Below are 25,874 nucleotides of genomic sequence, written 5' to 3'. Positions count from 1 at the left end.
CGCCGCTTCACTTCCCTGCCATTTCATATCTCCGGGACACAGGTTTACGCAGATGAGCAAGACTTCTCTCGACAAGAGCAAGATCAGGTTCCTTCTTCTCGAAGGCGTCCACCAGAACGCAGTGGATACCCTCAAGGCTGCCGGGTACACCAACATCGAGTACCACAAGGGTTCCCTGCCGGAAGCCGAGCTGAAGGAAAAGATCGCCGAGGCCCACTTCATCGGCATTCGCTCTCGCACCCAGCTGACCGATGAAGTTTTCGGCTGTGCGAAGAAGCTGGTCGCCGTCGGCTGCTTCTGCATCGGCACCAACCAGGTCGACCTGAACGCCGCTCGCGAACGCGGTATCGCCGTGTTCAACGCGCCTTACTCCAACACCCGTTCGGTCGCCGAACTGGTACTGGCCGAGGCCATTCTGCTGCTGCGCGGCATCCCGGAGAAGAACGCCTCCTGCCACCGTGGCGGCTGGATCAAGAGCGCGGCCAATTCTTTCGAGATTCGTGGCAAGAAGCTCGGCATCGTCGGCTACGGCTCCATCGGCACGCAGCTGTCCGTGCTGGCCGAGAGCCTGGGCATGCAGGTGTACTTCTATGACACGCTGACCAAGCTGCCATTGGGCAACGCCACCCAGGTCGGCAGCCTGAACGAGCTGCTGGGCCTGGCCGATATCGTCTCGCTGCACGTTCCCGAACTGCCTTCCACCCAGTGGATGATCGGCGAGAAGGAAATCCGCGCGATGAAGAAAGGCGCGATCCTGATCAACGCCGCGCGCGGTACCGTGGTCGAGCTCGATCACCTGGCCAATGCCATCAAGGACCAGCACCTGATCGGCGCCGCCATCGACGTCTTCCCGGTAGAGCCACGCTCCAACGACGAAGAGTTCGAAAGCCCGCTGCGCGGCCTCGACAACGTCATCCTGACCCCGCATATCGGCGGCTCCACTGCCGAGGCCCAGGCCAACATCGGCCTGGAAGTGGCAGAGAAGCTGGTCAAGTACAGCGACAACGGTACTTCGGTATCCTCGGTCAACTTCCCGGAAGTGGCCCTGCCGGCGCACCCGGGCAAGCACCGCCTGCTGCACATTCACGAAAACATCCCTGGCGTACTCAGCGAGATCAACAAGGTCTTTGCCGAGAACGGGATCAACATCTCCGGTCAGTTCCTGCAGACCGACGAGAAAGTGGGCTACGTGGTCATCGACGTTGACGCCGAGTATTCGGATCTGGCCCAAGAAAAACTGCAGCACGTGAAGGGCACTATCCGTTCCCGCGTCCTTTTCTGAGCCGTTACTGCGCAGCGAAGGGAGGCCAATGGCCTGAGGCCGATCAGTTGAGCCATCTCGCTTGACCTTTGGCTGCAAGAAATCGAAATCCGATGCCTGAACTGGCATCGGATTTTTTTATGCGTCTCGCTCGGGCACCGGAACCGACCCACACTATTGCCTTCATTCCCAACTCAATCGGTGATGAGCATGGAATGCCAGGTACGACTCGCAAACAGCGAGGATGCACCCGCGATCAGTCGGATAGTGGTCACTGCTTTGCGAACAACGAACGCTCAGGATTACCGAGCGCACCATCATCATGGAAAAAGCAGTGGTAGAAAGTGATCTCAGGTAGACGAAGGTGATTTTCCCATGAGCTACAGACAAAAGGCAGCCATCGGGCTAATGCCAGCCAGCCAAGAAAAGCGTTCGATTTTCAAATGCTGAAGCTCGCTTGGCAGCTCTTGAGCTTTTCATGATGCTAACGGCCTCAATCGCGGGGCAAGCCCACTCGCTACTGGTGCGCGGTGTAGCCAAGACACAATCCCGGTGGCGAACGGGCTTGTCCCGCGATGAGGCCGTCAGCTTCACAGAAGATTCCAGAAGCCGAAGGCCAAGCTCCAGCATTTGAATCAAATGATATTTTCTAGCTGACTGGCATCAGGCCGTCGCCGACCTTTTCGTTGATACCTCAGATCATGTGCACGAACACGTGCGACTACGCCTTCGGCGACTAGTGTCGAAGCAAGAAAAATCGCGTCCCAGCCCAAACATCGGCACGGACTTGAGGTCATAGCCTCGCTTGACCGGAGCGTGGGATAAAAAAGCCTCGGCAAGTGCCACTCATCTGCCGAACAAGAAGGGGCAATCATGCGTTTGACCACTGGCCTGCTACTAGCCGTCCTCATCAGCCCATGGGCTCAAGCCGAGCTGATCGACGAAGTCAACGACCGAGGGGAGCTGCGCATCGCCGTTCTGGCGGATACACCCCCCTACACCTTCAAGAAGGACGAGCACCTGACCGGCTTCGAAATCGAGCTGGGCCAGGCTCTGGCGCAAGAGCTGGATGTGCGTGCCGAATTCATCGAAACCCCTGCCCAGGAGCTCCTGCCGGGTGTGGAAAACGGCAAGTACGATATCGCCTTGAATCAGTCCAACGCTGAACAGGCGTCACAGGCACCGCTCGACACCAGCCATCCCTACAGCCGACAGTCGTTGGTAATTCCTTTCCAGAAAGACAACCCGGCGTTCGAAAGCGCGCTCAACAACGCGCTGCAGCGGATCATGGATGACGGTCGCCTGGCGGCCATGGAACGCAAGTGGCTGGAAAATCCGGTGCAACAGGTCGCTGGAGAACAACTCGCACCTTAGCGTTTGGATGGCATCATCGCGGGCTTGCCGGAATGCCGGACCACCCGCGACGAGGCCATGAGCTTCATAAGGATTCCAGGCTCATCAGCGCACGCTGCGCCTCTTCCAGTTCGAGTTCGCTGAAGACCTGAATGCCTTCGCGCCGCAACATCGCGGCGGCCACTCCTTCGCCGGGCACTTTCACGCCATTGAAGCTGCCGTCATATGTCAGGCGATTGCCGCAGGATGGGCTACCGGACTTGAGGATCGCCACCCGGATGCCATGTCGGCGCACCAGCGCCAAGGCTTGCCTGGCGCCGCACAGAAAAGCCTCGCTGACATCCTCGCCATCGACTGTGACCACGCACGCCTTTCCCTCGATCACCGCAAGGCCCTGCCCGCCAGGAATCTCCGCGGGCGGTCGTGGCGTAGGCAGGCCGCCAGCGACCTCTGGACACAGCGCCACCACCCGCCCCTCGACCTGCCAGCGCCGCAGCAGGTCCGGATGGCCACTGGCGCGCCCGTCATAGCGCACCGGCCGCCCCAGCAGGCAGGCGCTGACCAGGACCTTGGGGTACTCAGAAAGGATCATTGCCACGGCGCCGAAACCAGCCCGTCAAGGACAGGCGATCCCGACGTGCCGGCAAGACTTCGTGGGGAATGTCGCCCGACAGGAATACCGCCAGGCACCCTGCTTCAGGTTGCACGTCGTGCTCGACGCCGTCCGGCAGGCTCATGCGCAACTGCCCGCCTTCCTCCGGCGCCCACCCCTCGTTGAGGTAGATGATCGCCGATACCATGCGCCGGTCATCGTCGCGAAAACGGTCGACATGTCGGCGATAGAACGCACCCGGCGGATACAGGGCAAAGTGGCACTCGAAATCCTCCAGCCCCAGGAACAGGCCGCGATTGAGCGACAGTCGCAGGCTGTCCATGATCTCGAGATAGAGGTCGCAGGTTTCGGATTCGCCCTGTTCCAGCCACTGGATGCGATCGCCCCGGACATTCTCGCGCACCTCCTGGGCGGCGCCACGGCCCACGCCGGCAGGGCTCAGCTCGCCTTGCGCGGCACGCAGGCGGCATTCGTCCGCCAGGGCCTGGACCAGGCCGTCGGGCAAGACCAATTGCTGTTGCGACCAGCCACGGGTGGCCAGGTCATCGACAATCAGGGACAGCGATGGGTGATCAGGAGAGATGTGCATGCCGCGCATAGTATCCATTAGCCTTGAAAACCGACAGCGCCGCCTGGCTGAGATGATGCACAGGCGTCTCGACAAAGGCCAGCCGCGCCACGGACAATAGCGACCTGCCGACAGGAGTCCTGAATGCGCCGTTTGTTTTCCTTGCTGCTGATGATGATCTGCACCATGCCTGTCTGGGCAGACAGTCTCGACCAGCTCTATCGAGCCGCGGGCTGGCCGGACCAGCGCGCCCACTTCACCGACGCGGTCAGTGCCGCGCAGCAGCGCTATCGCAGCAGCCTGCCGCCCGCGGTCTATCAGGCCCTGATCAATAACAGCAACCAACGCTTCCAGGCCGAGGCGATGGATCGCCGTGCCCAGGCGCAATTGCGCGCGAAGTTGCCGAACCCCTCCCCCGCGTTGAGCTTCTTCCAGTCGCCCGTGGGGCGCAAGGTGGTTGCCGCCGAGTTGCTCGCCACGCGCAAGGACCAGTTGGCCAAGAACGCCCAGGGCCTGCCGAAGATCCAGGCCAGCGACAACCGGCTACTGGTCATCGGCCACCTGGCCCAGGCGCTGCCCGCCCGCGAGGCGGGTGCCGAGGTAAGCCTGGCCATCGCCGGTGTCGCCGCCGACAGCCTCAGCTCGATGATTCCCGGTCTGTTCGGCGGCGGTCAGGCGCAAGGAATGCTGGAAGGCCAGCGCCAGCGCCTGATGCAGCAGATCGGTGACGACCTGAGCAACACCCTGCTCTACGTCTATCGCGATCTGTCCGATGCGGAACTCGAAGAGTTCGCCACGTTCGCCGAGTCGAGCGATGGCAAGGTCTACTACGAGGCTGCCCTGGCGGCGATCCGGGCGGGATTGGCGGTCGGCCAGAGTGCCAATGACCTGCGCTGATCAGCGCAGGTGCTGGCCGATGAAATCGAAGTAACGCCAGCGGATGTCAGGCAACTCGTTCGCCAGGTGATGCCGAGCCTCGGGCAACAGCAGGATGCGCGGTTCGGCGAACTTCGCTTGCAGTACCTTGAGGTTATAGGGCCAGTCCACCGTGCCATCCGCCTGCCCTTGTATGATCAACGGCCGCCGTTGGCTCGTTGGCGCTGCCTCGATGCGCTTGACCCAAGCCACCAGCGCGCCGACCCAGGCCGTCGGCAGTCGCCGCGGTTGCAACGGATCGGCCTCGAGGAATGGCAGGAAAGCCGGATCGTTGCTGTTCTCGGTAAAGCGCCGCTCGATACCGTCGACGAAATGTCGCAGCACGCCATAGCTGAGCCTGGACCAGTGCCACGCCCGCGGCCTGACCAGCGGCGCCAGCAGGATCACCTCCCCATCCGCCGGGCTACGCTCGCCCTGGTGCAGCAGGTGATCGATCAGGATCGCGCCGCCGGTGCTCTGTCCGCAGAGATGCCAGGGATGAGGCAGCGCCAGCAGCCGCGCCTGTTCGAACAAGGCCTGCAGGACCTGCTGGTACACGTCGAAATCATCGATGCTGGCCCGCGCACCACTGGACAGTCCATGCCCCGGCAGATCACAGCTGATCACCGCATAGCCCTGTTCCAGCCCCCATTCGATCACATGCCGGTAAAGACCCATGTGATCGTAGAAACCGTGCATCACGAACAGCGTCGCCACGGGTCGAGGCGGTAACCAGACCTGACCCACCAGGTCGAAATCGGCGATCGCCAAGCCGCCCATCCAGCTTTCGCCCGGCAGGTCGAGGCCATAGTAACGCTGGTAGGCACAGGACTGAGGGCAAGGCAGCTGACGCGCCGCCAGCGCGGGCAGGCTGGCGCGCAGCAGGTCTGGGTGGAAGGTCACAGGCATCGAAGCCGTCCAAAGCGATTGTCGATCTGCGATATTCAGCTGTCGGTCGCGTCATGGCAAGCTGGGCGGCCTTGCACCGAGCTGCACTCACCGTTCGATGGACCTGCCATGCCAGATCGCTCAGCCCGCCGATGGATCACTGTCTTGCTGTCACTGCTCTGCGCCGCTCTTCTCTGGTGGGCGTATGTCGGTTTCCAGGACCGCTATCTACGACCCTTCGACAATCAGGCGCAACTCTTCGCCGGCGACACCCTGCGCTTGCCACCCGAGCTCGCCGGCCCCGGCCCCGTTCGCGTCGTGCACTTCTGGGATCCGGCCTGCCCTTGCAACGTCGGTAACCAGCAGCACCTGAGCGAACTGATCGAGCGATTCGCCGACAAGGGCGTGACCTTTCATGTAGTCCGCAAGCGAGGAAGCCACGGACAGTTGCCTGCCAACCTGAGCGCCCTCCAGCCGCTGGACGGGCTTCTTGGCGATGAGCAGGTACCCGCCAGTCCAGCTGTCGCCATCTGGGACCGTGATGGCAAGCTGGCCTACCTTGGTCCCTACAGCGAAGGTGCCGTGTGCAATTCGGGCAACAGTTTCGTCGAGCCGATTCTCGAGGCGCTCATCCAGGGGCGCCAGGTACGCGCGTCCAATACCCTGGCGCTGGGGTGTTATTGCACTTGGGCCGACTGACGCACCCGCGCCGGGTTGCCCACCACCACCGCCCCCGCCGGCACATCCCGCGTCACCACGCTGCCGGCGCCCACTACCGCGTTGTCGCCGATGGTGACGCCCGGCAGGATGATCGCTCCTCCCCCGATCCACACGTTGTTGCCGATGGTCACCGGCCGCCCGCTTTCCAGGCCGGTACGCCGCACTTCGGGGTCCATGGGATGGTCGGCGGTGTAGATCTGTACCGAGGGTGCGATCTGGCAGTCATCGCCGATGCGCACGGGCAGTACGTCGAGGATCACGCAGTTGAAGTTGATGAAGGTATTGGCACCGATGCTGATGTTCCAGCCGTAGTCGCAGTGGAACGGCGAGCGGATCACCGTGCCCTCGCCTACCGTGGCGAAATGCTCGCTCAACAGTTCATGTCGCTGCGCCGTGGGCAGGTCGGCACTGGCATTGTAGCGTTGCATCCAGTGGCGGTTGGCCAACTCGTCCGCCTGCAGCTCCGGACAACCTGCGTGATAGAGCTGGCCACTGAGCATCTTCTGTTTTTCGCTGAGGGACATGATCACTCCTTCCGAGACTATTCTGAGTTCGCGAACCCGGTGAGGATCGGACCACGGTTCGCGTCCGAATGCACAAGGAGTGATGATGAAACGCATGCTGTCTTTCCTGGCCATCGCCCTGGCTCTGGCCGCTGGCACAGGCTACTGGTACGTGCAAGGCAAGCAGCCACAGCGCGAAGGCGAGGTGGCCCTGGCGGGCTTGCAGGCCGCGGTGAGCATCCGCTACGACGCGCGGGGCGTCCCGCACATACAGGCGCTAAACGAGCCAGACATGTACCGCGCCCTGGGCTATGTGCACGCCCAGGACCGTCTGTTCCAGATGGAGATCATGCGTCGTCTGGCGCGGGGCGAGCTGGCCGAGGTGCTGGGCAAGCAGCTGCTGCCCACCGACATCCTGTTCCGCAGCCTGCGGATCCGCGAACAGGCCGAGCTCATGGTCCGGCGCCAGGACCGCCAGGCGCCTGCCTGGCTGGCGCTGCAAGCCTATCTGCAAGGCGTCAATGACTGGCAGGACAGCCATCCAAGCCCCATCGAGTTCGATGTACTGGGCATCCCACGTCGGCCTTTCACTGCCCAGGACACCCTGAGCATCGCCGGCTACCTGGCCTACAGCTTCGCCGCGGGATTCCGCACCGATCCCGCGCTGACCTATATCCGCGACCAGCTGGGCGCCGAGTACCTGGCCATCTTCGACCTCGACTGGCAGCCCGAGGGGGCCCTGCATGCCGCTCCCGCCCTGAGCGGCAAGGACTGGCGCAGCCTCGAGCACCTGGCCCGGCTCAGCGAAACGGCACTGGACGCCGCTGCCATACCCCAGTTCGAAGGCAGCAATGCCTGGGTCGTCGCCGGCAATCGAACCGCCAGCGGCAAACCCTTGCTGGCCGGGGACCCTCATATCAGCTTCGCCGTGCCGGCGGTCTGGTACGAGGCCGAGCTGTCGGCACCGGGCTTCCATCTCCATGGCTATCACCAGGCACTCAATCCCTTTGCCTTGCTGGGCAACAACCGGGAGTTCGGCTGGAGCCTGACCATGTTCCAGAACGATGACGTCGACCTGATCGCCGAGCGTGTCGACCCGGCGCACCCCGATCAGGTCCTGATCGAGGGCCAATGGCATGCCCTGGAGGTCGTCGAGCAACGGATCGCGGTGAAGGACGAGGCATCGGTGAAGCTGGCCCTACGCCGCTCGCCCCATGGCCCGATCGTCAACGATGTGCTTGGCGATACGGCAGGCACTACACCGATCGCGTTGTGGTGGGCATTCCTGGAGTCCGAAAACCCCATACTCGAAGGGTTCTACCAGCTCAATCGGGCGCAGACGCTGACGAGGATGCGCGAGGCCGCCGCGCATATCCATGCGCCAGGACTCAACCTGGTGTGGGCCAACGCCCAGGGCGATATCGGTTGGTGGGCGGCGGCGCGCCTGCCGATTCGCGCGCAGGGCGTCGACCCGGCGTTCATCCTCGATGGCAGTGGCGCACAGGCGGACAAGCTCGGTTTCCGGCCTTTCAGTGCCAACCCGCAACAGGAAAATCCACCTCGCGGCTATATCGTCTCCGCCAACTTCCAGCCGCCCGCTGCCGTGCCCGTACCCGGTTACTACAACCTGGCGGACCGAGGTCGCCAGCTCGATCGACACCTGGCCGACCCCGAGGTGCGCTGGGACCTTCGCAACAGTCAGGCCCTGCAACTGGAGACCCGCAGCGATTACGGCCCACGAACCCTGGCGCCGCTGTTGCCTATCCTGCGCAGCATTGCCGAAGGCGACGAGGAACAGGAACTGGTGACTCGACTGGCGGCCTGGCGGGGCGATTATCCGCTGGACTCGACCGCCGCTACGCTGTTCAACCAATTCCTTTACGAACTGGCCCATGGCGCCTTGCACGATGAACTGGGTGATACCTGGTTCCCGGTGCTCCTCGGCACCCGCGCCATCGACGCCGCACTGCCACGCCTGGCGGCGGATGCCGAGTCGCCCTGGTGGCACCGACATGGCGGCAGTGAACACAGCGATCGTACTCAGGTCGTGCGCCAGGCCTGGCGGCGCAGCCTTGCCCATCTACGCGCCACTCTCGGTGACGCGCCCTCCGCATGGCAGTGGGGCAAGGCACATACGCTCACCCACAACCACCCGCTGGGGCTCAGGAAGCCTCTGAACCTGCTGTTCAACATCGGCCCCTTCGCCGCGCCCGGCACCCACGAAGCACCGAACAACCTGTCTGCGAAGATCGGTCCCGCGCCGTGGCCGGTCACCTACGGCCCTTCGACGCGTCGCCTGATCGACTTCGCCGATCCTGAGCGGTCCTTGACCATCAACCCGGTCGGACAAAGCGGCGTGCTGTTCGACAGTCACTATGCCGACCAGGCCGAGGATTACATCGAGGGACGTTACAGGGAGGTGGGCATGGGCGGGGCATCGTCACAGGGCGTGTTGCAGCTGGTGCCGAGGTAGTTGGCGAGCTCCCCGCTTGATCAAGGCGATCCTTGAGCGGCTCCTGCAAGGATGGCGCTCAAGCCTTCAACCAGCCATCACGAAAACGCCGACGCAAAGGCGTCGGCGTTCATCACATCAGGCAGTTACCGCGAATCAGAACGCCGGCAGTACCGCGCCGCTGTATTTCTTCTCGATGAAGGCTTTCACTTCCGGGCTGGTCAGCGCCTTGGCCAGTTTCTGGATCGCTTCGCTGTCCTTGTTGTCAGGTCGGGCGACGAGGAAGTTCACGTAAGGCGAGTCGCTGCCTTCGATCACCAGGGCATCCTTGGCCGGGTTGAGACCCGCTTCCAGGGCGTAGTTGGTGTTGATCATGTCCAGGTCGACCTGATCCAGCACACGCGGCAGCATGGCCGACTCGAGCTCGCGGAACTTCAGGTTCTTCGGGTTCTCGGCGATGTCTTTCGGCGTGGCCAGGGCGTTCTTCGGATCCTTCAAGGTGATCAGGCCGGCCTTCTGCAGCAGGATCAGCGCGCGGCCACTGTTGCTACCCTCGTTGGGAATGGCCACGGTCGCGCCATCCTTGAGTTCGTCCAGGCTTTTCACCTTCTTGGAATAGCCACCGAAAGGTTCGACGTGGACGCCGACCACGGTTTCCAGGTGGGTCCCCTTGCCTTCGTTGAAGCTCTTCAGGTACGGAAGGGTCTGGAAGTAGTTGGCGTCCAGGCGCTTCTGGTCGACCTGCACGTTCGGCTGAACATAGTCGGTGAAGACCTTGATCTGCAGGTCGATACCTTCCTTGGCCAAGGTCGGCTTGATCAGCTCAAGGATCTCGGCATGGGGTACGGGCGTTGCAGCCACTACCAGCTTTTCGGCCGCCTGGGTAAAACCGGCAACCGATAGAGCAGCGGCCAGAGCAGTCATCAACAGCGCTTTTTTCATGATGATCCTTGATATCGAGCATGCCATCGCAGGATGGCGGAGTAAGGTGCCAACCGATGGCGGTGGCGTAGGCGGACGATACCGGGATTTTTTATGCTGGAACAATATCTTTTGATTAGCCACTTATGCATAAAAGTTAGGTTTACAGCGATATTTCCAGCTGTTGGACAAGCTTCGCGGGATGTCTCATACGCCAAGGCTCAAATGCTCCAACTGGATCTCCTCTCCGGTGCTCACCAGCAAGGCAAAATGTATGACGTTTTCCAACTCTCGGGTATTGCCAGGCCATTTGTAGACTTCCAAGGCCCGTTGCGCGTCCAGGCTGATCAGCGGAACCGGTCGATCAAGACGTGCGCTATAGATCCCGACGAAGTATTCGGCCAAAGGCAGTATGTCGCCTACCCGCTCGCGCAGGGCCGGCAGATAGAGCCCACCTTCGCGCAGATAGTGATACAAACGCTCATTGAAACGTCCGGCACTCACCACCAGGGCCAGATCGATACTGGACGCCGCTACCAATCGCACATCCACAGGCTGCGGCTGGCTGGCGCCGACGCGGGTCACCTCGCGATTTTCCAGCGCGGCCAGCAACTTGCCCTGAATGCGCAAGGGCAGATCGGCGATCTCGTCCAGATACAGAGTGCCGCCATTGGCCGAACCGAACCACCCGGCGCGGCTACTCGCCGTGCCACCCTGCGTACCGGCACTGTAACCAAACAGCTCGGCATCGGCGTAAGTGGGGCTGATGGCGGCACAGTTCACCGAGACGAACAGCCCCGCGCGGTCACTGGCGCGATGGATCTGCCGCGCCAGCAACTCCTTGCCGGTACCGGTCTCGCCGCGAATCAGCACCGGCACAAGTTGCGGTGCCAGATGCTCGAGAGCCTGGCGCAGTTGCTGCGAGCGAGGATCGACGAACACCAGAGCCTTGGCGCGGATGCTCAACGGACTCTTGTCCAGTTCAGGGAAGGTCAGCAAAGGCTGACCGAAGGTCGCTTGGTAACTCATGACGAACTCCCGCCCGGCCATCGTCGGCCCAGGCGTCTATGCATACGGATGGCGGAACGACCGGTTCAGGCGCGGCGCAGGGCTCGCTGCTCGATACGGCCCTGCAGACGGTAGAGATAAGCGAAGCCTTGCTCCCAGCGCTCATGCCCGGACTTGACGTTGATGTGCCCGGCATTGGCCAGCAGCCCTACGTCAGCTCCCCAGCTCTGGGCCAGGTACAGCGCGCGCGGCACGTTGATGGCCTGATCGTTATCGGAGCTCACCACCTGGCTGGGAAACGGCAATGCCTGCAGCGGAATGGGCGCGAAGTTGCGCAAGACAGGCGAGCAGTTCGGCCGTTCGACATCGGCCGGCGCTACCAGCAATGCGCCACGGACACGACGCAACAGCACAGGATCGGCCTGCCGGGCCCAGTGGGCGACCGTGATGCACCCCAGGCTGTGAGCGATCAGGATCACTGGCGATCGATCGGCGTCGATGGCCTGATCGAGCGCCTGCACCCAATCCTCGCGCTGAGGCGTCAGCCAGTCGTGCTGCTCTACTCGCGCACCGTTCGGCAGGGTGCGCTGCCAGTGACTTTGCCAATGGTTGTCTGGCGATCCTTGCCAACCCGGCACAATCAGGTAACGAATGGTCTCATTGCGCATGGGGACGCCTCCTGAGGTTTGCATACTTCAGGGCCAGTATAAGGAGGCAGTTATATTCGTAAAGGAATAAGAAGATATTTATTAATATCTTAAAGCTATATATGTGCTTACCGTATAGATGCCAGACCAGACGCAAAACCGCCGCTCGAGACGGCGGCGGCATGTGGGACCTGGTGATCTAGAAGTCCTTGATCTTTTGCCAGACCTTCGGCTTGAAGAACAGCGTCTCGCCTCGCGCCAGGCCGGTGAGGCTGTCATGGTCCTTGACCACCTCGGCCTCGATCAGATCGCTCTGCCCCTCGACTTTCAGCGTCACTCGGGTCGTCGCGCCCAATGGGCGAATATCACGCACCTGCGCGGCATGATGGCCTTCTATTTCATGGCGCGACAACGACACTTCATGCGGACGGAACAGCACATGCTGGTCTTCGCTCAGGCTCAGACGATTGGAGTCGCCCAGGAAGTGATAGACGAAGTCGTTGGCTGGCTGCTCGTACACCTCGCCGGGCGAGCCGATCTGCTCGATCACCCCTTTGTTCATCACCACGATGCGATCGGCAACCTCCATGGCTTCCTCCTGATCGTGTGTAACGAACACCGAGGTCAGGTTGATATCCTCGTGCAACCGAGCCAGCCAGCGGCGCAGTTCCTTGCGCACCTTGGCATCGAGCGCGCCGAACGGTTCGTCCAGCAACAGCACCTTGGGTTCCACCGCCAGCGCGCGTGCCAGGGCGATACGTTGACGCTGCCCACCGGACAGCTGCTCCGGGTAGCGATCGGCGAGCCAGTCGAGCTGGACCATGTTCAGCAGCTCATGGACCTTGGCGGCGATCTGGGTTTCGTTCGGACGCTCGCCCTTGGGTTTCATGCGCAGGCCGAAGGCGACGTTGTCGAACACGCTCATGTGTCGGAACAGCGCATAGTGCTGGAACACGAAACCGACATTGCGATCGCGCACATCGTGGCCGGACACATCCTCGCCGTGAAACACGATGCTGCCCTGATCAGGCGTTTCCAGGCCGGCGATGATGCGCAGCAGCGTGGTCTTGCCGCAGCCGGACGGACCGAGCAAGGCCACCAGCTCGCCGCTCTGGATATCCAGATTGATGCCGTTCAGGGCCTGGAAGGTATTGAATCGCTTGCTGACGCTACGAACTTCGATCGACATGAATTATTCCTCCGCCGCGGCGTTGCGCAGACGGTTGATTCGGGATTCGCTCCACTGCTTGAGCAGCAGGATGAACAGCGCAAGGATCAGCAACAGGCTGGCCACGCTGAAGGCCGCGACATGGTTGTACTCGTTGTAGAGGATTTCGACGTGCAGCGGCAAGGTATTGGTGACCCCGCGGATATGCCCGGACACGACCGATACCGCACCGAACTCGCCCATGGCCCGGGCCGTGCAGAGCACCACGCCGTAGATCAGACCCCATTTGATGTTGGGGACCGTGACGTGCCAGAACATCTGCCAGCCATTGGCGCCCAGCAGGCGCGCGGCTTCCTCTTCCTGGGTGCCCTGCTCCTGCATCAGCGGGATCAGTTCGCGCGCGACGAAAGGCACGGTGACGAAGATGGTCGCCAGGACGATACCCGGCAGCGCGAAGACGATCTGGATATCTCGATCCTGCAACCACGGCCCCAGCAGGCCCTGGGCGCCGAACATCAAGATGTAGACCAGGCCGGCGATGACCGGGGAGACCGAGAACGGCAGGTCGATCAGCGTGACCAGGATGCTCTTGCCGCGGAAATCGTATTTGCTGACACACCAGGCGGCGCAGACGCCGAATAGCAGGTTCAGCGGCACCGAGATGGCCACGGCCAGCAGGGTCAACTTCAAGGCGGCCAAGGCATCGGCCTCGAAAATCGCCTCGAAGAAGGTGCCCACGCCCATTTTCAGGGCCTGGGAAACCACGATGACCAGGGGCAGCAGCAGGAACAGCGCGAACACCAACCATGCCAGGGCGATCAATACGCGGCGAGAAGTGGCGCTGCCACGTCGGGCGGCGTTGACTGCGGCCGCCGCGTTCAAGGATGAGGAAGACATGACCCGGACTCCTTCAAGGGGTTTCGATACGCCGCTGCAGCAAGTTGATCAGCAGCAGCAGGATGAAGGAAACCACCAGCATCAGCACGCCGATGGCGGTGGCGCCGGTGTAGTCGTATTGGTCGAGCTTGACCATGATCAGCAACGGCAGGATCTCGGTCTTCATCGGCATGTTGCCGGCGATGAAGATCACCGAACCATACTCGCCGACACCGCGGGCGAAGGCCAGGGCGAAGCCGGTCAGCCAGGCCGGCAGCAACGCCGGCGCCAGCACATGGCGGAACACTTGCAGCGGCTTGGCCCCCAGGCAGGCGGCGGCCTCCTCGACTTCACGAGGGATATCCGCCAGCACCGGCTGCACGGTACGCACCACGAACGGCAAAGTGACGAAGGTCAGCGCCAGGGTAATGCCCAGCGGCGTGTAGGCGATCTTGAAACCCAGGTCGGTGGCGAACTGACCGACCCAGCCCGCTGGCGCATACAGCGCGGTCAGGGCAATGCCGGCCACCGCGGTAGGCAGGGCGAACGGCAGATCGATCATGGCATCGATGATCTTGCGCCCCGGGAAGGTGTAGCGCACCAGCACCCAGGCCAGCAAGGTACCGATCACACCGTTGATGAGCGCGGCGAACAGGGCGGTACCGAAACTCAGCTTGAGGGCGGCGAGCACCCGTGGCGCGCTGATGATGTTCCAGAACTGCTCCCAGGTGAGCTGCGCGGCATGCACGAACATGGCCGCCAGCGGAATCAGCACGATCAGGCTGAGGTACACCAAGGTGTAGCCTAATGTCAGCCCGAAGCCGGGTATGACGGGGGAAATACGACGTGACATAAAGGTCCCTGGTTGAACGCACGAAGCCCGGGACGCGTCCCGGGCCGTTGCAGGCTACTGAAGGGTGTTGCCTAGGTAATGCACGGCTTCACTGGGGTGTGTAGATCTGGTCGAACACGCCACCATCATTAAAGAACTTGGGTTGCGCAGTTTTCCATCCGCCGAAGTCCTTGTCGATGGTCACCAGGTCGAGTGTCGGGAACTGCTTGCCGAATTCGGCGGCGACCTTCTCGTCACGCGGACGGTAGAAGTTCTCGGCGGCGATCTTCTGCGCGGCCGGGCTGTACAGATGCTTGAGGTACTCGGTAGCGATCTCGGTGTTGCCCTTCTTTTCGGCATTCTTGTCGACCACGGCCACCGGCGGCTCGGCGAGGATCGACAGCGACGGCACGACGATCTCGAACTTGTCGTTGCCGCCGTCTTCCTTCAAGGCGAGGAAGGCTTCGTTTTCCCAGGCCAGCAGGACATCGCCCTGGCCGTTGTTGACGAAGGTGATGGTCGAGCCACGGGCGCCGGTATCCAGCACCGGGACATGCTTGAACAGCTGCTGCACATAGTCCTTGGCCTTTTCTTCGCTGCCGCCGGTCTTGAGTCCATAAGCCCAGGCCGCCAGGAAGTTCCAGCGCGCGCCGCCGGAGGTCTTCGGATTCGGGGTGATGACCGAGACGTCCTGCTTGATCAGGTCGCCCCAATCCTTGATCTGCTTGGGATTGCCCTTGCGTACCAGGAACACGATGGTCGAGGTGTAAGGCGTGCTGGCGTCCGGGAGACGCTTCTGCCAGTCCTCGGGCAGGGTCTTGCCGAGCTTGGCGACCTCGTCGATGTCACCGGCCAGGGCCAGGGTGACCACGTCGGCGCGCAGGCCATCGATGACCGCGCGGCCCTGTTTGCCCGAACCGCCGTGCGATTGCTGGATCTTCACCTTGTCATCGGGGTGGCTGGTTTGCCAGTGCTTGATGAATTCGGCGTTGTACTGCTGGTACAGCTCACGGGTCGGATCGTACGACACGTTCAGCAATTCGTAGTCCTTGGCGATGGCGGAACCGGCAAAGACGGCACTGGCCAGAGCGGCGAGCGCATAACGGCGGATGGACATGGTGAAGCTCCCGATGGCAGATTTTTTTCTAGTTGGAAGAGGGTGAGTCTCAGAGCTGTGGCATTCGGTTAAGTTTTTGTTGGCTGCACCGGCCTTATCGCGGGACGAGCCCGCTCGCCACCGAGAATGTGCCTTCGTTGCACCGCATACCGGGGGTGAGCGGGCTCGCCCCGCGATGAGGCCAGTCCGAGCGCTACAAGATTCAGATGGACAACGTCAGCCTCTCAGCCAGCCTTGTTCCCAGGCTGCTGCAGACGAAACTTCTCCTTGCGTTCGATCTGCACGACCTGGGCGTTGTGCACCGTGATCTCCACCGCGCCGAAGCGGAGATCGCGCAATGCGCTTTGAATCTCACGCAGAATGGTGGCTTCGTCCTGTCCATCGATACTACGCAGAGATGCGCTCATGTCCGTTCTCCTGTGAATGAGGGGTCGCGCAAGCAGGAAGGTTTGCGCCTGGCGTGAGGGGATATTAATGAGACTTGTATATTCTTAAAAATAATGTTTAAGAATGTTTATATATCTTTTTGTTGTATAAGAAAAAAGCCAGGGATGGCCCCCTGACCATCCCATCCTCAAGCGCCATCGACACTGCCTGATCCCAAGCCCGTAGACGGCTCGGGAACCTGGCAATGCGATCACCTGCTCTCAGGACCGAGCTTCCCGCGCATCGCCTTCCGGCTCGCGAATCTTGTACCAGGCGACATACAGCGCTGGGAGGAACAGCAGGGTCAGGAGCGTGGCGCTGATGATCCCGCCGATCATCGCGTAAGCCATGGGGCCCCAGAACACCTCGCGGGCGATGGGGATCATGCCCAGGCTGGCCGCGGCGGCTGTCAGCAGGATCGGACGCCGACGATGATTGGTCGCCTCCATCACCGAATCCCATGGGGAATACCCCTGCGCCTCGAACGCGTCGATCTGGGTCACCAGGATCACCGAGTTGCGGATGATGATACCGATCAGCGCCAGGATCCCGAGGATCGCCACGAAGCCCATGGGAGTGCCCGTGGGAATCAGCGCCACGACGACCCCGATGAGCCCCAGCGGCGCCACGCTGGCCACCAGGAACATCTTCTGCACGCTGTGCAGCTGGATCATCAGGAAGGTGGCCATGAGGAACAGCATCAGCGGAAGCACCTTGGCGATCGGCCCCTGGGCCTTGCCGCTCTCCTCCACCGTACCGCCGGTCGCGACTTCATAGCCCACTGGCAACTTGCCGGCGAACTCCTCGATCTTGGGCTTGAGCTGGGCCACCAGGTCGGTGGACTGCGTGTCGCCGTTGACCGAGGCCTTGATGGTGATGGTCGGCTTGCGGTCGCGGCGCCACACCAGAGGCTGCTCCAGCTCATAGCGCAAGGTGGCGAAGGCCAGTAGCGGAATGGACGCTCCGCTCGGGCTGACGATCTGCAGGTTCTGCAGCGTCTCGGGCGAGCCGCGCTCGCTGTCCTCGGCGCGCGCGACCACGTTGACCAGGTAGATATTGTCGTTAACCTGGGTTACCGGCGAGCCGCTGACGATGCTGTTCATCACGTTGGCGACGTCTTCGGACGACAGCCCGAGCTGGCGCGCCTTGTCCTGGGCGATCTCGACCCGCAGGACCTTTCCGGGCTCGTTCCAGTCGTAGATCATCTCGCCGATGTTCGGGTTGCCATCGAGCAGGGTGGCCAGCTCGGTGGCATGCTTGCGCACCTGGTCGATGTCCTTGCCGCTGACCCGGTACTGGATCGGTCGCCCGACCGGCGGGCCCATTTCCAGCGACTGCACGTTGATGCCGATACCGACGAAGTCCTTGCGCAGCCGCTCCTTCAAGCGACCGATCAACTCGCCGCGCGACTCCAGGCCTTTGCTGACCACGATCAACTGGGCGTAGTACGGGTTCTGCAGCTGCTGATCGAGCGGCAGGTAGAAGCGCACCGCGCCCTGGCCGATATAGGTGCTCCAGTGCTCGATGTCCGGGTCATCCTTGAGTGTCGCCTCCAGGCGGTCGACCACTTTGCGTGTCTCTTCGATCGAGGCATTCTGCGGCAGGTTAAGGTCGACCAGGATTTCCGGCCGGTCGGACGAGGGGAAGAACTGGTTCTGTACGAAGCGCATGCTGAATACCGCCAGGGCAAACAGCAGGACGGTACCGATGATGGTCAGCCAGCGATGGCGCATGCACCATTGCAGGCTGCTCTCGAAGGCACGGCCTATCCGGCCTGGGCCTTCATCGTGAGCCTTGACCTTGCTGCTGAGAAGATGCACGCCCAGTACCGGCGCGAAGAACACCGCGACCACCCAGGACACCAGCAAGGCCACGGCAATGACCGCGAACAGCGTGAAGGTGTACTCGCCGGCGGAACTGGCGTTGAGTCCGATAGGCACAAAGCCGGCCACCGTCACCAGGGTACCGGTCAGCATCGGGAACGCGGTGGAGGTGTAGGCGAATGTCGCGGCCTGCTCCTTGCTCTCGCCCATCTCCAGCCGCGTGACCATCATTTCCACGGTGATCATGGCATCGTCCACCAGCAGCCCGAGGGCGATGATCAGCGCGCCCAGGGAAATCCGCTGCATGGTGATGCCGCTGTATTCCATGAACACGAAGACCATGGCCAACACCAGCGGGATCGAGCAGGCCACCACCAGACCGGCGCGAAAGCCCAGACTGACGAAACTCACCAACAGGACGATCACCACGGCTTCGAACAGCGCGCTGGTAAAACCGCCCACCGCCTTCTCTACCACGACAGCCTGATCGGATACGGTATGCACGCCGACACCGACCGGCAGCTCGCCGATGATGCTGTCCATCTTCGCCTTGAGCTGACCACCGAACTCCTGGATGTTGCCGCCCTTCTTCATGCCGATCGCCAGGCCGAGCGCGGTCTGGCCGTTGTAGCGGAACATCGGCGCGGGAGGATCGGCATAGCCGCGCTCGATCCTGGCAATATCGGCCAGTCGGAAGAACCGGTCGTTGATGCGCAGGTTGACGGCCTCCAGGTCTTTTTCCGAGCTGAACTGCCCCGTGGTGCGTACTGTGATGCGCTCGGGACCTGCTTCGATCACGCCTGCCGGTGTCACCGCGTTCTGTGACTGCAACGCCTGCAGGACCTGCCGCTGGTCGATACCCAGGGCAGCCAGCTTGCGGGTCGAGAAATTAAGGTAAAGCACCTCGTCCTGCAGGCCGATCATTTCCACCTTGCCCAGGTTGGGGACCTCGCGCAGCTCGGCACGCACCTGTTCGACGTAGTCGCGCAGCTGGCGCAAGGTCAGGCCGTCAGCGGTAAAGGCGTAGATCGAGCCGAACACATCGCCGAACTCGTCATTGAACCCTGGGCCCTGGAGGCCTTGGGGGAAATCGCCGCGGATATCCTCGATCTTCTTGCGCACCTGATACCAGATCTGCGGGATGTCCTCGGCCTGGGTCGTGTCGCGCAGGTAGACGAAGACCGTGGACTCGCCCGGACGCGTGTAGCTTTTCACGTAGTCGAGCGAGTCGAGTTCCTCGAGCTTCTTCTCGATGCGATCGGTCACCTGGTAAAGCGTTTCATCCTGGGTCGCGCCCGGCCAGCGAGTCTGGATGACCATGGTCTTGATGGTGAAGGACGGGTCCTCCTCGCGCCCTAGGTTCATGTAGGAGATCACGCCCATCAACAGACCGACGAACATCAGGTACCAGACGAAGGATTGGTGCTTGAGCGCCCAGTCCGAGAGGTTGAAGCTTCCTTTCATCGTGGGTCTTCCTCGTCGACGATGACCTTCTGCCCCTGCTCGAGGCTGTTCACTCCGGCCGTGACCACCCGCTCGCCGGGTTGCACGCCCGAGGCGAGGATGATGCTGTCGGCTGTCCGTTCGATCAGGGTCACGTCACGGGTCGCCACGGTTTTCTGTTGTGTATCGACCACCCATACCTGCGTCTTGCCGTCACGCGCCAGCAACGCGGTCAGCGGCAACTGGAAGCGCGGCGAGACGGCGGAGGTCAGGGTGACACTGATCGCCGTCCCCAGATGGAAGGCATCGGGCGTGGTGGCCAGCGTCAGGCGCGCGCGCCGGGTGCGGGTGGCGGCGTCGGCCTGAGGCTCCAGCTCGCGCAAGGTTGCCGTGGTACTGATACGGGAATCCAGTTGCGAGGCCACGGTGAAGGTCAGCTCGGGTGTCAGCCGTTCGGCCACGCCAGTGGGCAGATCGATCACCGCCTCCTTGATATCCGGTCGAGCCAAGGTAACGACCGCCTCGCCAGCGCCTACCGTCTGCCCTGCCTCGGCCTGCCAGGCGGTGACGATCGCCGGATGATCGCTGTGCAGTTCGCTGTAACCCAGCTGGTCTCGGGCCTGACTGACGGCGGCACGTGCCTGTTCGAGGGATGCGCCAGTGGTCTTTAGGTCGGTCTGGGCGATGTCCAGCCCGGCCTGGGCCCCGACACCACGGTCATACAGCTGCTGCTGGCGACGTGCGTTGGCCTGGGCGTTGATCCATTGGGCCTGGATCCTGGCAAGGTCGCCCTCGGCGGCGCGCAGCTGGTTCTGCTGATCGGTCGGATCGAGGGTGGCCAAGGTATCGCCGGCCTTCACCCGGTCGCCAACATCCACCCAGCGCCGAGCGATGCGCCCGGAGACCCGGAAACCCAGGGTGCTTTCGTAGCGAGCCTGAATACTGCCGGCAAAACGACCAAGCTGCGATTCCATCTGCGGCTCGACTGTCATCGACAGCACGGGTCGCACCGGCTTCGGCTTTTCTTCATCACCGCCGCAGCCCGCCAGCAGCACACTGGCGGCGAGTACAAGCATCAGGCGCTTCATAGCGCACCCCCGCCGCTGTTGCCGGTCACTTTTTCCACGTGCATGCCGGGATGCAGCAGCTGCCCGCCGGAGACCACCACCTCCTCGCCGCCTTGCAGACCCTCGCTTACCACGATCTTGCCCGTCAGGTAGCGCGAGACCTGGACCTTGCGCAATTCGACCTTGTCGCCCTCGCCCACGATCCACACCGCCGGCTCGTGCAATGCCTTGGTCAACGCCGACCAGGGCAGCTCGATACTCGGGTGGCCTTCGGCATTTGCCGTAGCCGTCACCGGCGAGCCCAGCTGCATGGCGGCGGGGACATCCTGCAAGGCTACCTTCACCTGCACCGTGCCGCTTTCGGCCGAGACCGTGGGCGTGATTTCCCGCACTCGGCCCTGGGCCTGGACCTTAGGGTTGTCGAGCAGGCTGACCATCACTTGCCTGTCGCTGCGCGGAGCCCCGAGCAGGGACTCGTAGACATTGAACACCGCGTCGCGCTCGCCATCGCGTGCCAGGGTGAAGATCGGCATGGTCGCCTGCACGACCTGGCCCACTTCGGCCTGTCGCGCCGTGATCACCCCGTCTGCCTCGGACACCAGCGCGGTGTAGCTCAATTGTTCCCGGGCACTGGCCAATTGTGCCTGCGCCGCCTTCAGGGCGCTCTGGCTACCGCGCAGCGCGGCTTGCGCCGAGTCGTATTCGCTGCGGCTGGTATAGCCCTTGGGGAGCAGCTTCTGCTGCCGCACAAAGGCCGCGCTCGTCTGGCTGACCCGCGCCTGCTCGGCGAACACCGCGGCCTTGGCCGAGTCGACATTGTTCTGCAGGTCCTTGGGATCGAGCCGCGCCAGCACCTGGCGAGCTTTGACATGGTCACCGACATCGACCTCACGGGAGATGATCTTGCCACCCACGCGGAACGACAGGTCGGTCTGTACACGTGCCTGTATATCGCCGGTCAGTGTCACTTCTGCGGCAAAGTCGCGAGACTCGACACGCAACACCTCTACCCTGGGCAGTTGCGGGCTGGCTACTTCCTTTTCGCAGCCTGACAGCACGGCCAGAAGCCCCAGGCAAACGACCATCGATGGACGCACTACCGTCATGCAGGCTCCTTGCTTGTGACAGTGGTAATGAGGGATGCGACCTGAAAGCGAGGATGAGGGTTCCGTAGAGGGGAGCGATACAGGGTGCGGAGGCGTTTGCAGCGCTGTATTTGGCACAAAAGCGCGGTGGCCGTGGGGTTGTCGGTATTGGGCTGGCTCTGTGGCTTCCACGACTATCGAGTCGTTTGGTCATCCTGTATTGCCAGGCGAGGCCTTCGGCCTCGATCGCGGGACAAGCCCGCTCGCCACTGAGTGCTTGTCTTCGCTACACCGCATACCGTTGCCAGGCGAGGCCTTCGGCCTCGATCGCGGGGCAAGCCCGCTCGCCACTGAGTGCTTGTCTTCGCTACATCGCATACCGGTGGCCAGGCGAGGCCTTCGGCCTCGATCGCGGGGCAAGCCCGCTCACCACCAAGTGCTTGTCTTCGCTACACCGCATACCGGTTGCCAGGCGAGTCCTTCGGCCTCGATCGCGGGGCAAGCCCGCTCACCACCAAGTGCTTGTCTTCGCTACACCGCATACCGGTTGCCAGGCGAGTCCTTCGGCCTCGATCGCGGGGCAAGCCCGCTCGCCACCAAGTGCTTGTCTTCGCTACACCACATACCGTTGCCAGGCGAGGCCTTCGGCCTCGATCGCGGGATAAGCCCACTCACCACCAAGCGCTTGTCTTCGCTACACCGCATACCGGTGGCCAGGCGAGGCCTTCGGCCTCGATCGCGGGGCAAGCCCGCTCACCACCGAGTGCTTGTCTTCGCTACACCGCATACCGGTGGCCAGGCGAGGCCTTCGGCCTCGATCGCGGGGCAAGCCCGCTCGCCACCGAGTGCTTGTCTTCGCTACATCGCATACCGTTGGCCAGGCGAGGCCTTCGGCCTCGATCGCGGGGCAAGCCCGCTCACCACCAAGCGCTTGTCTTCGCTACACCGCATACCGATGGCCAGGCGAGGCCTTCGGCCTCGATCGCGGGGCAAGCCCGCTCACCACCAAGCGCTTGTCTTCGCTACACCGCATACCGATGGCCAGGCGAGGCCGAAGGACTCGCCTGGCAATACAGGCTGACCAAACGACTCGGTAGCCGTGGATACGCATGGCTTGTACAGGTCAAGAATGCCGCGTCGGCCTTGAAAGACCGCGCAGAAAGGATAACCACCACGGACAGACGCCCGCGGTGGTCGAAGGGTCAGACCGGCGTCGAGGCTGCCGCCGGACGTTTGCCCTCGGGCTGCTTCCAGTTGCCGGCGGCGCTTTCCTCGATCGCCTGCTGGATCGCACGACGACGGCGCATCTCGGCACGGCGGCTGAAGAACCAGACCATGAAGGTGACCAAGGATACCGACAGCAGGATCAGGCTGGCCACGGCGTTGATCTCAGGCTTCACACCCAGGCGCACGGCGGAGAACACCTCCATCGGCAAGGTGGTCGACCCCGGGCCGGACACGAAACTGGCCAATACCAGATCGTCCAGCGACAAGGCGAAGGACATCATGCCGCCCGCCGCCAGCGATGGCGCGATCATCGGGATGGTAATCAGGAAGAACACTTTCCACGGTCGCGCCCCCAGGTCCATGGCGGCCTCTTCGATGGACAGGTCCAGTTCGCGCAGGCGCGCCGAGACCACGACCGCCACGTAGGCGGCACAGAAGGTGGTGTGGGCGATCCAGATGGTGACGATGCCACGCTCCTGCGGCCAGCCGATCATCTGCGCCATGGCCACGAACAGCAGCAACAGCGACAGACCCGTGATCACCTCGGGCATGACCAGAGGCGCGGTGACCAGGCCACCGAACAGGGTCCGGCCCTTGAAGCGCGTCACTCGGGTCAGCACGAAGGCCGCCAGGGTGCCCAGCGCTACAGCGGCGATCGCGGTGTACAGGGCGATCTCTAGCGAGCGCATCACCGAGCCCATCAGTTGGCTGTTGTCGAGCAGGCCGACGTACCACTTCACCGACCAGCCCCCCCAGACCGTCACCAGCTTGGAGGCGTTGAACGAATAGATGACGAGGATCACCATCGGCAGGTAGATGAACAGCAAGCCCAGGACCAGCATCAGCTTGGAGAAACCGAAACGTTTCATGCCCTGTCCTCCATCTCTTTGGCCTGGCTACGGTTGAACAGCAGGATGGGCACGATCAGGATCGCCAGCATCACCACCGCCAGCGCGGATGCTACCGGCCAGTCACGGTTGTTGAAGAATTCCTGCCACAGCACTTTACCGATCATCAGGGTTTCCGGGCCGCCAAGCAGTTCAGGAATCACGAACTCGCCGACCACCGGGATGAACACCAGCATGCAGCCGGCGACGATGCCGTTCTTCGACAGCGGCACGGTGATCTTCCAGAAGCTGTTGAACGTGCTGGAACCCAGGTCAGACGCGGCTTCGAGCAAGGTCTGGTCGTGCTTGACCAGGTTTGCGAAGAGCGGAAGGATCATGAACGGCAGGTATGAGTAGACCACGCCGATGTAGACCGCCAGGTTGGTATTGAGGATCTGCAAGGGTTGGTCGATCAGTCCTAGCCACATCAAGAAGCTGTTGAGCAGACCGTTATTGCTGAGAATGCCCATCCAGGCATAGACGCGGATCAGGATCGCCGTCCAGGTCGGCATCATGATCAGCAACAGCAGGACGGTCTGGATGTCCTTGCGGGCATTGGCGATGGCGTACGCCATCGGGTAGCCGATCACCAGGCACAGCACGGTACTGACGAACGCCATCTTCAACGAGCCCAGATAGGCCGAGATGTAGAGCTCGTCTTCGGTCAACAGGCCATAGTTGGCCAGGTTGAGGATCAGCTGGATCTTGTCTTCGACATAGGTGTAGATCTCGGTGTAAGGCGGGATCGCGACGTCGGCTTCGGCGAAGCTGATCTTCAGGACGATGAAGAACGGCAGCATGAAGAACAGGAACAGCCAGATGAACGGCACGCCGATCACCACGTGCCGTCCCTCCGGCACCAGGCGCTGGAAGGCTCGCTTGAGCTTGCGGACTTTCATGAACGCAATACCACGCCGCTGTCGTCTTCCCACCAGACGTATACCTGGTCACCCCAGGTAGGCCTGGCACCCTGGCGCTCGGCGTTGGCCACGAACGACTGGACGATCTTGCCGCTCGGCAGCTCGACGTAGAACACCGAATGGCCACCCAGGTAGGCGATGTCGTGGACCTTGCCGCGCGACCAGTTGTATTCGTAGGCAGGCTGCTCGGTGGTGACCAGCAGTTTCTCCGGACGCAGCGCGTAGGTGATGCTCTTGTCCTCGACCGAGGTGGTGACACCGTGGCCGACGAAGATGCTGCGCTCGAGCTCGGGGCTGGCGATCAGCGCATGGCCTTCGGCATCGTCGACCACCTCACCTTCGAACAGGTTGACGTTACCGATGAACTCGCAGACCAGGCGGCTGGTAGGGGTCTCGTACACATCGACCGGACTGCCGATCTGGGCGATCCAGCCCAGGTGCATGATGGCGATCCGCTGGGCCATGGTCATGGCCTCTTCCTGGTCGTGGGTGACCATTACGCAGGTCACACCGACCCGCTCGATGATCTCGACCAATTCCAGCTGCATCTGCGAACGCAGTTTCTTGTCCAGTGCCCCCATCGGCTCGTCGAGCAACAGCAGCTTGGGCCGTTTGGCCAGCGAGCGCGCCAGGGCAACCCGCTGGCGCTGGCCACCGGAGAGCTGATGCGGCTTGCGCTTGGCGTACTGGGTCATGTGCACCAGCTTGAGCATTTCGGCTACGCGAGCCTCGATCTCGGCCTTGGGCATCCTGTCCTGCTGCAGGCCGAAGGCGATGTTCTGCGCGACGGTCATGTGCGGGAACAGCGCATAGGACTGGAACATCATGTTGATCGGCCGCTCGTAGGGCGGCATGTCGGTGATGTCGACGCCATCGAGGAAGATGCGTCCCTCGGTAGGGCGCTCGAAACCGGCAAGCATGCGCAGCAAGGTCGACTTGCCCGACCCCGACCCGCCCAGCAGCGCGAAGATCTCGCCCTTGCGGATTTCCAGGGACACATCGTCCACGGCCACGGTTTCATCGAACTTCTTCGTGACCCGCTCGATCTTGACCAGCACCTGCTTAAGCTGCTGGCCCTCCTCGAGGGTTTTCTTATAGGCACCGGAGGCAACTGCCATGAGTGAAACTCCCAACAAGATTTATGAGCCCGCCCC

General features: G+C 62.4%; 23 protein-coding genes. 5 read left to right on the top strand and 18 right to left on the bottom strand.

Annotated features, from left to right (window positions below; genetic code table 11):
• Positions 1-52 precede the first annotated feature (52 nt).
• Both serA and G7009_RS07380 read left to right on the top strand, forming a co-directional pair.
• The gene (gene serA / locus G7009_RS07385) at positions 53-1,282 is read left to right on the top strand and encodes a phosphoglycerate dehydrogenase (protein ID WP_181129258.1); all 1,230 of its coding nucleotides are present in this window, start codon (positions 53-55) and stop codon (positions 1,280-1,282) included.
• A gap of 852 nt (positions 1,283-2,134) precedes the next feature.
• Positions 2,135-2,635: a transporter substrate-binding domain-containing protein gene (locus G7009_RS07380; protein ID WP_181129257.1), complete on the top strand. Its 501-nt coding sequence runs from the start codon at positions 2,135-2,137 to the stop codon at positions 2,633-2,635.
• Between the two features lie 64 nt (positions 2,636-2,699).
• Here G7009_RS07380 and G7009_RS07375 read toward each other — a convergent pair whose 3' ends face one another.
• Together G7009_RS07375 and G7009_RS07370 are read right to left on the bottom strand one after the other, a co-directional pair.
• Positions 2,700-3,206, bottom strand: coding sequence for a DUF523 domain-containing protein (locus G7009_RS07375; protein WP_181129256.1), 507 nt, complete (start codon positions 3,204-3,206; stop codon positions 2,700-2,702).
• Complete coding sequence (locus G7009_RS07370; RefSeq protein ID WP_181129500.1) at positions 3,193-3,825, bottom strand: 2OG-Fe(II) oxygenase; 633 nt, start codon at positions 3,823-3,825, stop codon at positions 3,193-3,195. Before G7009_RS07370 ends, G7009_RS07375 begins: the two co-directional genes overlap by 14 nt.
• A gap of 114 nt (positions 3,826-3,939) precedes the next feature.
• Between G7009_RS07370 and G7009_RS07365 the strand changes: the two genes are divergently transcribed.
• Positions 3,940-4,692, top strand: a complete 753-nt coding sequence (locus G7009_RS07365) for a DUF2059 domain-containing protein (RefSeq protein ID WP_181129255.1) — start codon at positions 3,940-3,942, stop codon at positions 4,690-4,692.
• Here G7009_RS07365 and G7009_RS07360 read toward each other — a convergent pair whose 3' ends face one another.
• Positions 4,693-5,619: an alpha/beta hydrolase gene (locus tag G7009_RS07360; protein ID WP_181129254.1), complete on the bottom strand. Its 927-nt coding sequence runs from the start codon at positions 5,617-5,619 to the stop codon at positions 4,693-4,695.
• 108 nt (positions 5,620-5,727) lie between these two features.
• Here G7009_RS07360 and G7009_RS07355 point away from each other — a divergent pair, with 108 nt between their 5' ends.
• A complete protein-coding gene (locus tag G7009_RS07355; RefSeq protein WP_181129253.1) occupies positions 5,728-6,297 on the top strand; it encodes a DUF6436 domain-containing protein in 570 nt (189 codons plus the stop codon).
• Here G7009_RS07355 and G7009_RS07350 read toward each other — a convergent pair.
• On the bottom strand, positions 6,276-6,842 hold the full coding sequence (locus G7009_RS07350; RefSeq protein ID WP_181129252.1) for a sugar O-acetyltransferase: 567 nt from the start codon (positions 6,840-6,842) through the stop codon (positions 6,276-6,278). The genes G7009_RS07355 and G7009_RS07350 overlap by 22 nt on opposite strands.
• An 85-nt stretch (positions 6,843-6,927) precedes the next feature.
• On the opposite strand from G7009_RS07350, the gene G7009_RS07345 reads away from it, so the two are divergent.
• The gene (locus G7009_RS07345; RefSeq protein WP_181129251.1) at positions 6,928-9,294 is read left to right on the top strand and encodes a penicillin acylase family protein; all 2,367 of its coding nucleotides are present in this window, start codon (positions 6,928-6,930) and stop codon (positions 9,292-9,294) included.
• A 135-nt stretch (positions 9,295-9,429) separates the two neighbouring features.
• Here G7009_RS07345 and G7009_RS07340 read toward each other — a convergent pair whose 3' ends face one another.
• The 14 genes from G7009_RS07340 to potA form a co-directional block, all read right to left on the bottom strand.
• On the bottom strand, positions 9,430-10,215 hold the full coding sequence (locus G7009_RS07340; RefSeq protein ID WP_181129250.1) for a MetQ/NlpA family ABC transporter substrate-binding protein: 786 nt from the start codon (positions 10,213-10,215) through the stop codon (positions 9,430-9,432).
• A 186-nt stretch (positions 10,216-10,401) separates the two neighbouring features.
• Positions 10,402-11,223 carry a sigma 54-interacting transcriptional regulator gene (locus G7009_RS07335; RefSeq protein WP_181129249.1) on the bottom strand — a complete coding sequence of 274 codons (822 nt, stop codon included), beginning with the start codon at positions 11,221-11,223 and terminating at the stop codon, positions 10,402-10,404.
• Positions 11,224-11,288: 65 nt separating this feature from the next.
• Positions 11,289-11,870, bottom strand: coding sequence for an alpha/beta hydrolase (locus G7009_RS07330; protein ID WP_181129248.1), 582 nt, complete (start codon positions 11,868-11,870; stop codon positions 11,289-11,291).
• Positions 11,871-12,048: 178 nt separating this feature from the next.
• Positions 12,049-13,038, bottom strand: a complete 990-nt coding sequence (locus tag G7009_RS07325; RefSeq protein ID WP_181129247.1) for a sulfate/molybdate ABC transporter ATP-binding protein — start codon at positions 13,036-13,038, stop codon at positions 12,049-12,051.
• A gap of 3 nt (positions 13,039-13,041) precedes the next feature.
• Entirely contained in the window at positions 13,042-13,914 is an 873-nt protein-coding gene (gene cysW, locus G7009_RS07320; RefSeq protein WP_181129246.1) for a sulfate ABC transporter permease subunit CysW, read from the bottom strand.
• A 13-nt stretch (positions 13,915-13,927) separates the two neighbouring features.
• Positions 13,928-14,746, bottom strand: a complete 819-nt coding sequence (gene cysT, locus G7009_RS07315; protein ID WP_181129245.1) for a sulfate ABC transporter permease subunit CysT — start codon at positions 14,744-14,746, stop codon at positions 13,928-13,930.
• Positions 14,747-14,834: 88 nt separating this feature from the next.
• On the bottom strand, positions 14,835-15,842 hold the full coding sequence (locus G7009_RS07310; protein ID WP_181129244.1) for a sulfate ABC transporter substrate-binding protein: 1,008 nt from the start codon (positions 15,840-15,842) through the stop codon (positions 14,835-14,837).
• Positions 15,843-16,066: 224 nt separating this feature from the next.
• The gene (oscA, locus tag G7009_RS07305) at positions 16,067-16,249 is read right to left on the bottom strand and encodes a sulfur starvation response protein OscA (protein ID WP_016712582.1); all 183 of its coding nucleotides are present in this window, start codon (positions 16,247-16,249) and stop codon (positions 16,067-16,069) included.
• A 240-nt stretch (positions 16,250-16,489) separates the two neighbouring features.
• A complete protein-coding gene (locus G7009_RS07300; RefSeq protein ID WP_181129243.1) occupies positions 16,490-19,555 on the bottom strand; it encodes an efflux RND transporter permease subunit in 3,066 nt (1,021 codons plus the stop codon).
• Positions 19,552-20,622: an efflux RND transporter periplasmic adaptor subunit gene (locus G7009_RS07295; protein WP_181129242.1), complete on the bottom strand. Its 1,071-nt coding sequence runs from the start codon at positions 20,620-20,622 to the stop codon at positions 19,552-19,554. The genes G7009_RS07300 and G7009_RS07295 overlap by 4 nt, the downstream gene beginning before the upstream one ends.
• Positions 20,619-21,707 carry an efflux RND transporter periplasmic adaptor subunit gene (locus G7009_RS07290; RefSeq protein ID WP_181129241.1) on the bottom strand — a complete coding sequence of 363 codons (1,089 nt, stop codon included), beginning with the start codon at positions 21,705-21,707 and terminating at the stop codon, positions 20,619-20,621. Before G7009_RS07290 ends, G7009_RS07295 begins: the two co-directional genes overlap by 4 nt.
• Before the next feature lie 1,181 nt (positions 21,708-22,888).
• Positions 22,889-23,782 (bottom strand): ABC transporter permease subunit, encoded by an 894-nt coding sequence (locus G7009_RS07285; RefSeq protein WP_181129240.1) that lies wholly within the window; start codon positions 23,780-23,782, stop codon positions 22,889-22,891.
• Positions 23,779-24,660 carry an ABC transporter permease subunit gene (locus G7009_RS07280; protein WP_181129499.1) on the bottom strand — a complete coding sequence of 294 codons (882 nt, stop codon included), beginning with the start codon at positions 24,658-24,660 and terminating at the stop codon, positions 23,779-23,781. The genes G7009_RS07285 and G7009_RS07280 overlap by 4 nt, the downstream gene beginning before the upstream one ends.
• Before the next feature lie 35 nt (positions 24,661-24,695).
• Positions 24,696-25,838 (bottom strand): polyamine ABC transporter ATP-binding protein, encoded by a 1,143-nt coding sequence (gene potA, locus G7009_RS07275; RefSeq protein WP_181129239.1) that lies wholly within the window; start codon positions 25,836-25,838, stop codon positions 24,696-24,698.
• Positions 25,839-25,874 lie beyond the last annotated feature (36 nt).

This window comes from Pseudomonas capeferrum (assembly GCF_013523055.1).
Classification (GTDB): domain Bacteria; phylum Pseudomonadota; class Gammaproteobacteria; order Pseudomonadales; family Pseudomonadaceae; genus Aquipseudomonas; species Aquipseudomonas capeferrum_A.
This window is presented reverse-complemented; position numbering and strand designations above follow the sequence as displayed.

Bases quoted from the DNA above. Each gene is read 5' to 3' on its own strand.
- G7009_RS07325 (WP_181129247.1), bottom strand. From the start codon at position 13,038: ATGTCGATCGAAGTTCGTAGCGTCAGCAAGCGATTCAATACCTTCCAG.
- oscA (WP_016712582.1), bottom strand. From the start codon at position 16,249: ATGAGCGCATCTCTGCGTAGTATCGATGGACAGGACGAAGCCACCATT.
- cysW (WP_181129246.1), bottom strand. From the start codon at position 13,914: ATGTCTTCCTCATCCTTGAACGCGGCGGCCGCAGTCAACGCCGCCCGA.
- G7009_RS07340 (WP_181129250.1), bottom strand. From the start codon at position 10,215: ATGAAAAAAGCGCTGTTGATGACTGCTCTGGCCGCTGCTCTATCGGTT.
- G7009_RS07355 (WP_181129253.1), top strand. From the start codon at position 5,728: ATGCCAGATCGCTCAGCCCGCCGATGGATCACTGTCTTGCTGTCACTG.
- G7009_RS07345 (WP_181129251.1), top strand. From the start codon at position 6,928: ATGAAACGCATGCTGTCTTTCCTGGCCATCGCCCTGGCTCTGGCCGCT.
- G7009_RS07310 (WP_181129244.1), bottom strand. From the start codon at position 15,842: ATGTCCATCCGCCGTTATGCGCTCGCCGCTCTGGCCAGTGCCGTCTTT.
- G7009_RS07285 (WP_181129240.1), bottom strand. From the start codon at position 23,782: ATGAAACGTTTCGGTTTCTCCAAGCTGATGCTGGTCCTGGGCTTGCTG.
- serA (WP_181129258.1), top strand. From the start codon at position 53: ATGAGCAAGACTTCTCTCGACAAGAGCAAGATCAGGTTCCTTCTTCTC.
- cysT (WP_181129245.1), bottom strand. From the start codon at position 14,746: ATGTCACGTCGTATTTCCCCCGTCATACCCGGCTTCGGGCTGACATTA.
- G7009_RS07350 (WP_181129252.1), bottom strand. From the start codon at position 6,842: ATGTCCCTCAGCGAAAAACAGAAGATGCTCAGTGGCCAGCTCTATCAC.
- G7009_RS07300 (WP_181129243.1), bottom strand. From the start codon at position 19,555: ATGAAAGGAAGCTTCAACCTCTCGGACTGGGCGCTCAAGCACCAATCC.
- G7009_RS07290 (WP_181129241.1), bottom strand. From the start codon at position 21,707: ATGACGGTAGTGCGTCCATCGATGGTCGTTTGCCTGGGGCTTCTGGCC.
- G7009_RS07375 (WP_181129256.1), bottom strand. From the start codon at position 3,206: ATGATCCTTTCTGAGTACCCCAAGGTCCTGGTCAGCGCCTGCCTGCTG.
- G7009_RS07380 (WP_181129257.1), top strand. From the start codon at position 2,135: ATGCGTTTGACCACTGGCCTGCTACTAGCCGTCCTCATCAGCCCATGG.
- G7009_RS07330 (WP_181129248.1), bottom strand. From the start codon at position 11,870: ATGCGCAATGAGACCATTCGTTACCTGATTGTGCCGGGTTGGCAAGGA.
- G7009_RS07295 (WP_181129242.1), bottom strand. From the start codon at position 20,622: ATGAAGCGCCTGATGCTTGTACTCGCCGCCAGTGTGCTGCTGGCGGGC.
- G7009_RS07335 (WP_181129249.1), bottom strand. From the start codon at position 11,223: ATGAGTTACCAAGCGACCTTCGGTCAGCCTTTGCTGACCTTCCCTGAA.
- G7009_RS07370 (WP_181129500.1), bottom strand. From the start codon at position 3,825: ATGCGCGGCATGCACATCTCTCCTGATCACCCATCGCTGTCCCTGATT.
- G7009_RS07365 (WP_181129255.1), top strand. From the start codon at position 3,940: ATGCGCCGTTTGTTTTCCTTGCTGCTGATGATGATCTGCACCATGCCT.
- potA (WP_181129239.1), bottom strand. From the start codon at position 25,838: ATGGCAGTTGCCTCCGGTGCCTATAAGAAAACCCTCGAGGAGGGCCAG.
- G7009_RS07360 (WP_181129254.1), bottom strand. From the start codon at position 5,619: ATGCCTGTGACCTTCCACCCAGACCTGCTGCGCGCCAGCCTGCCCGCG.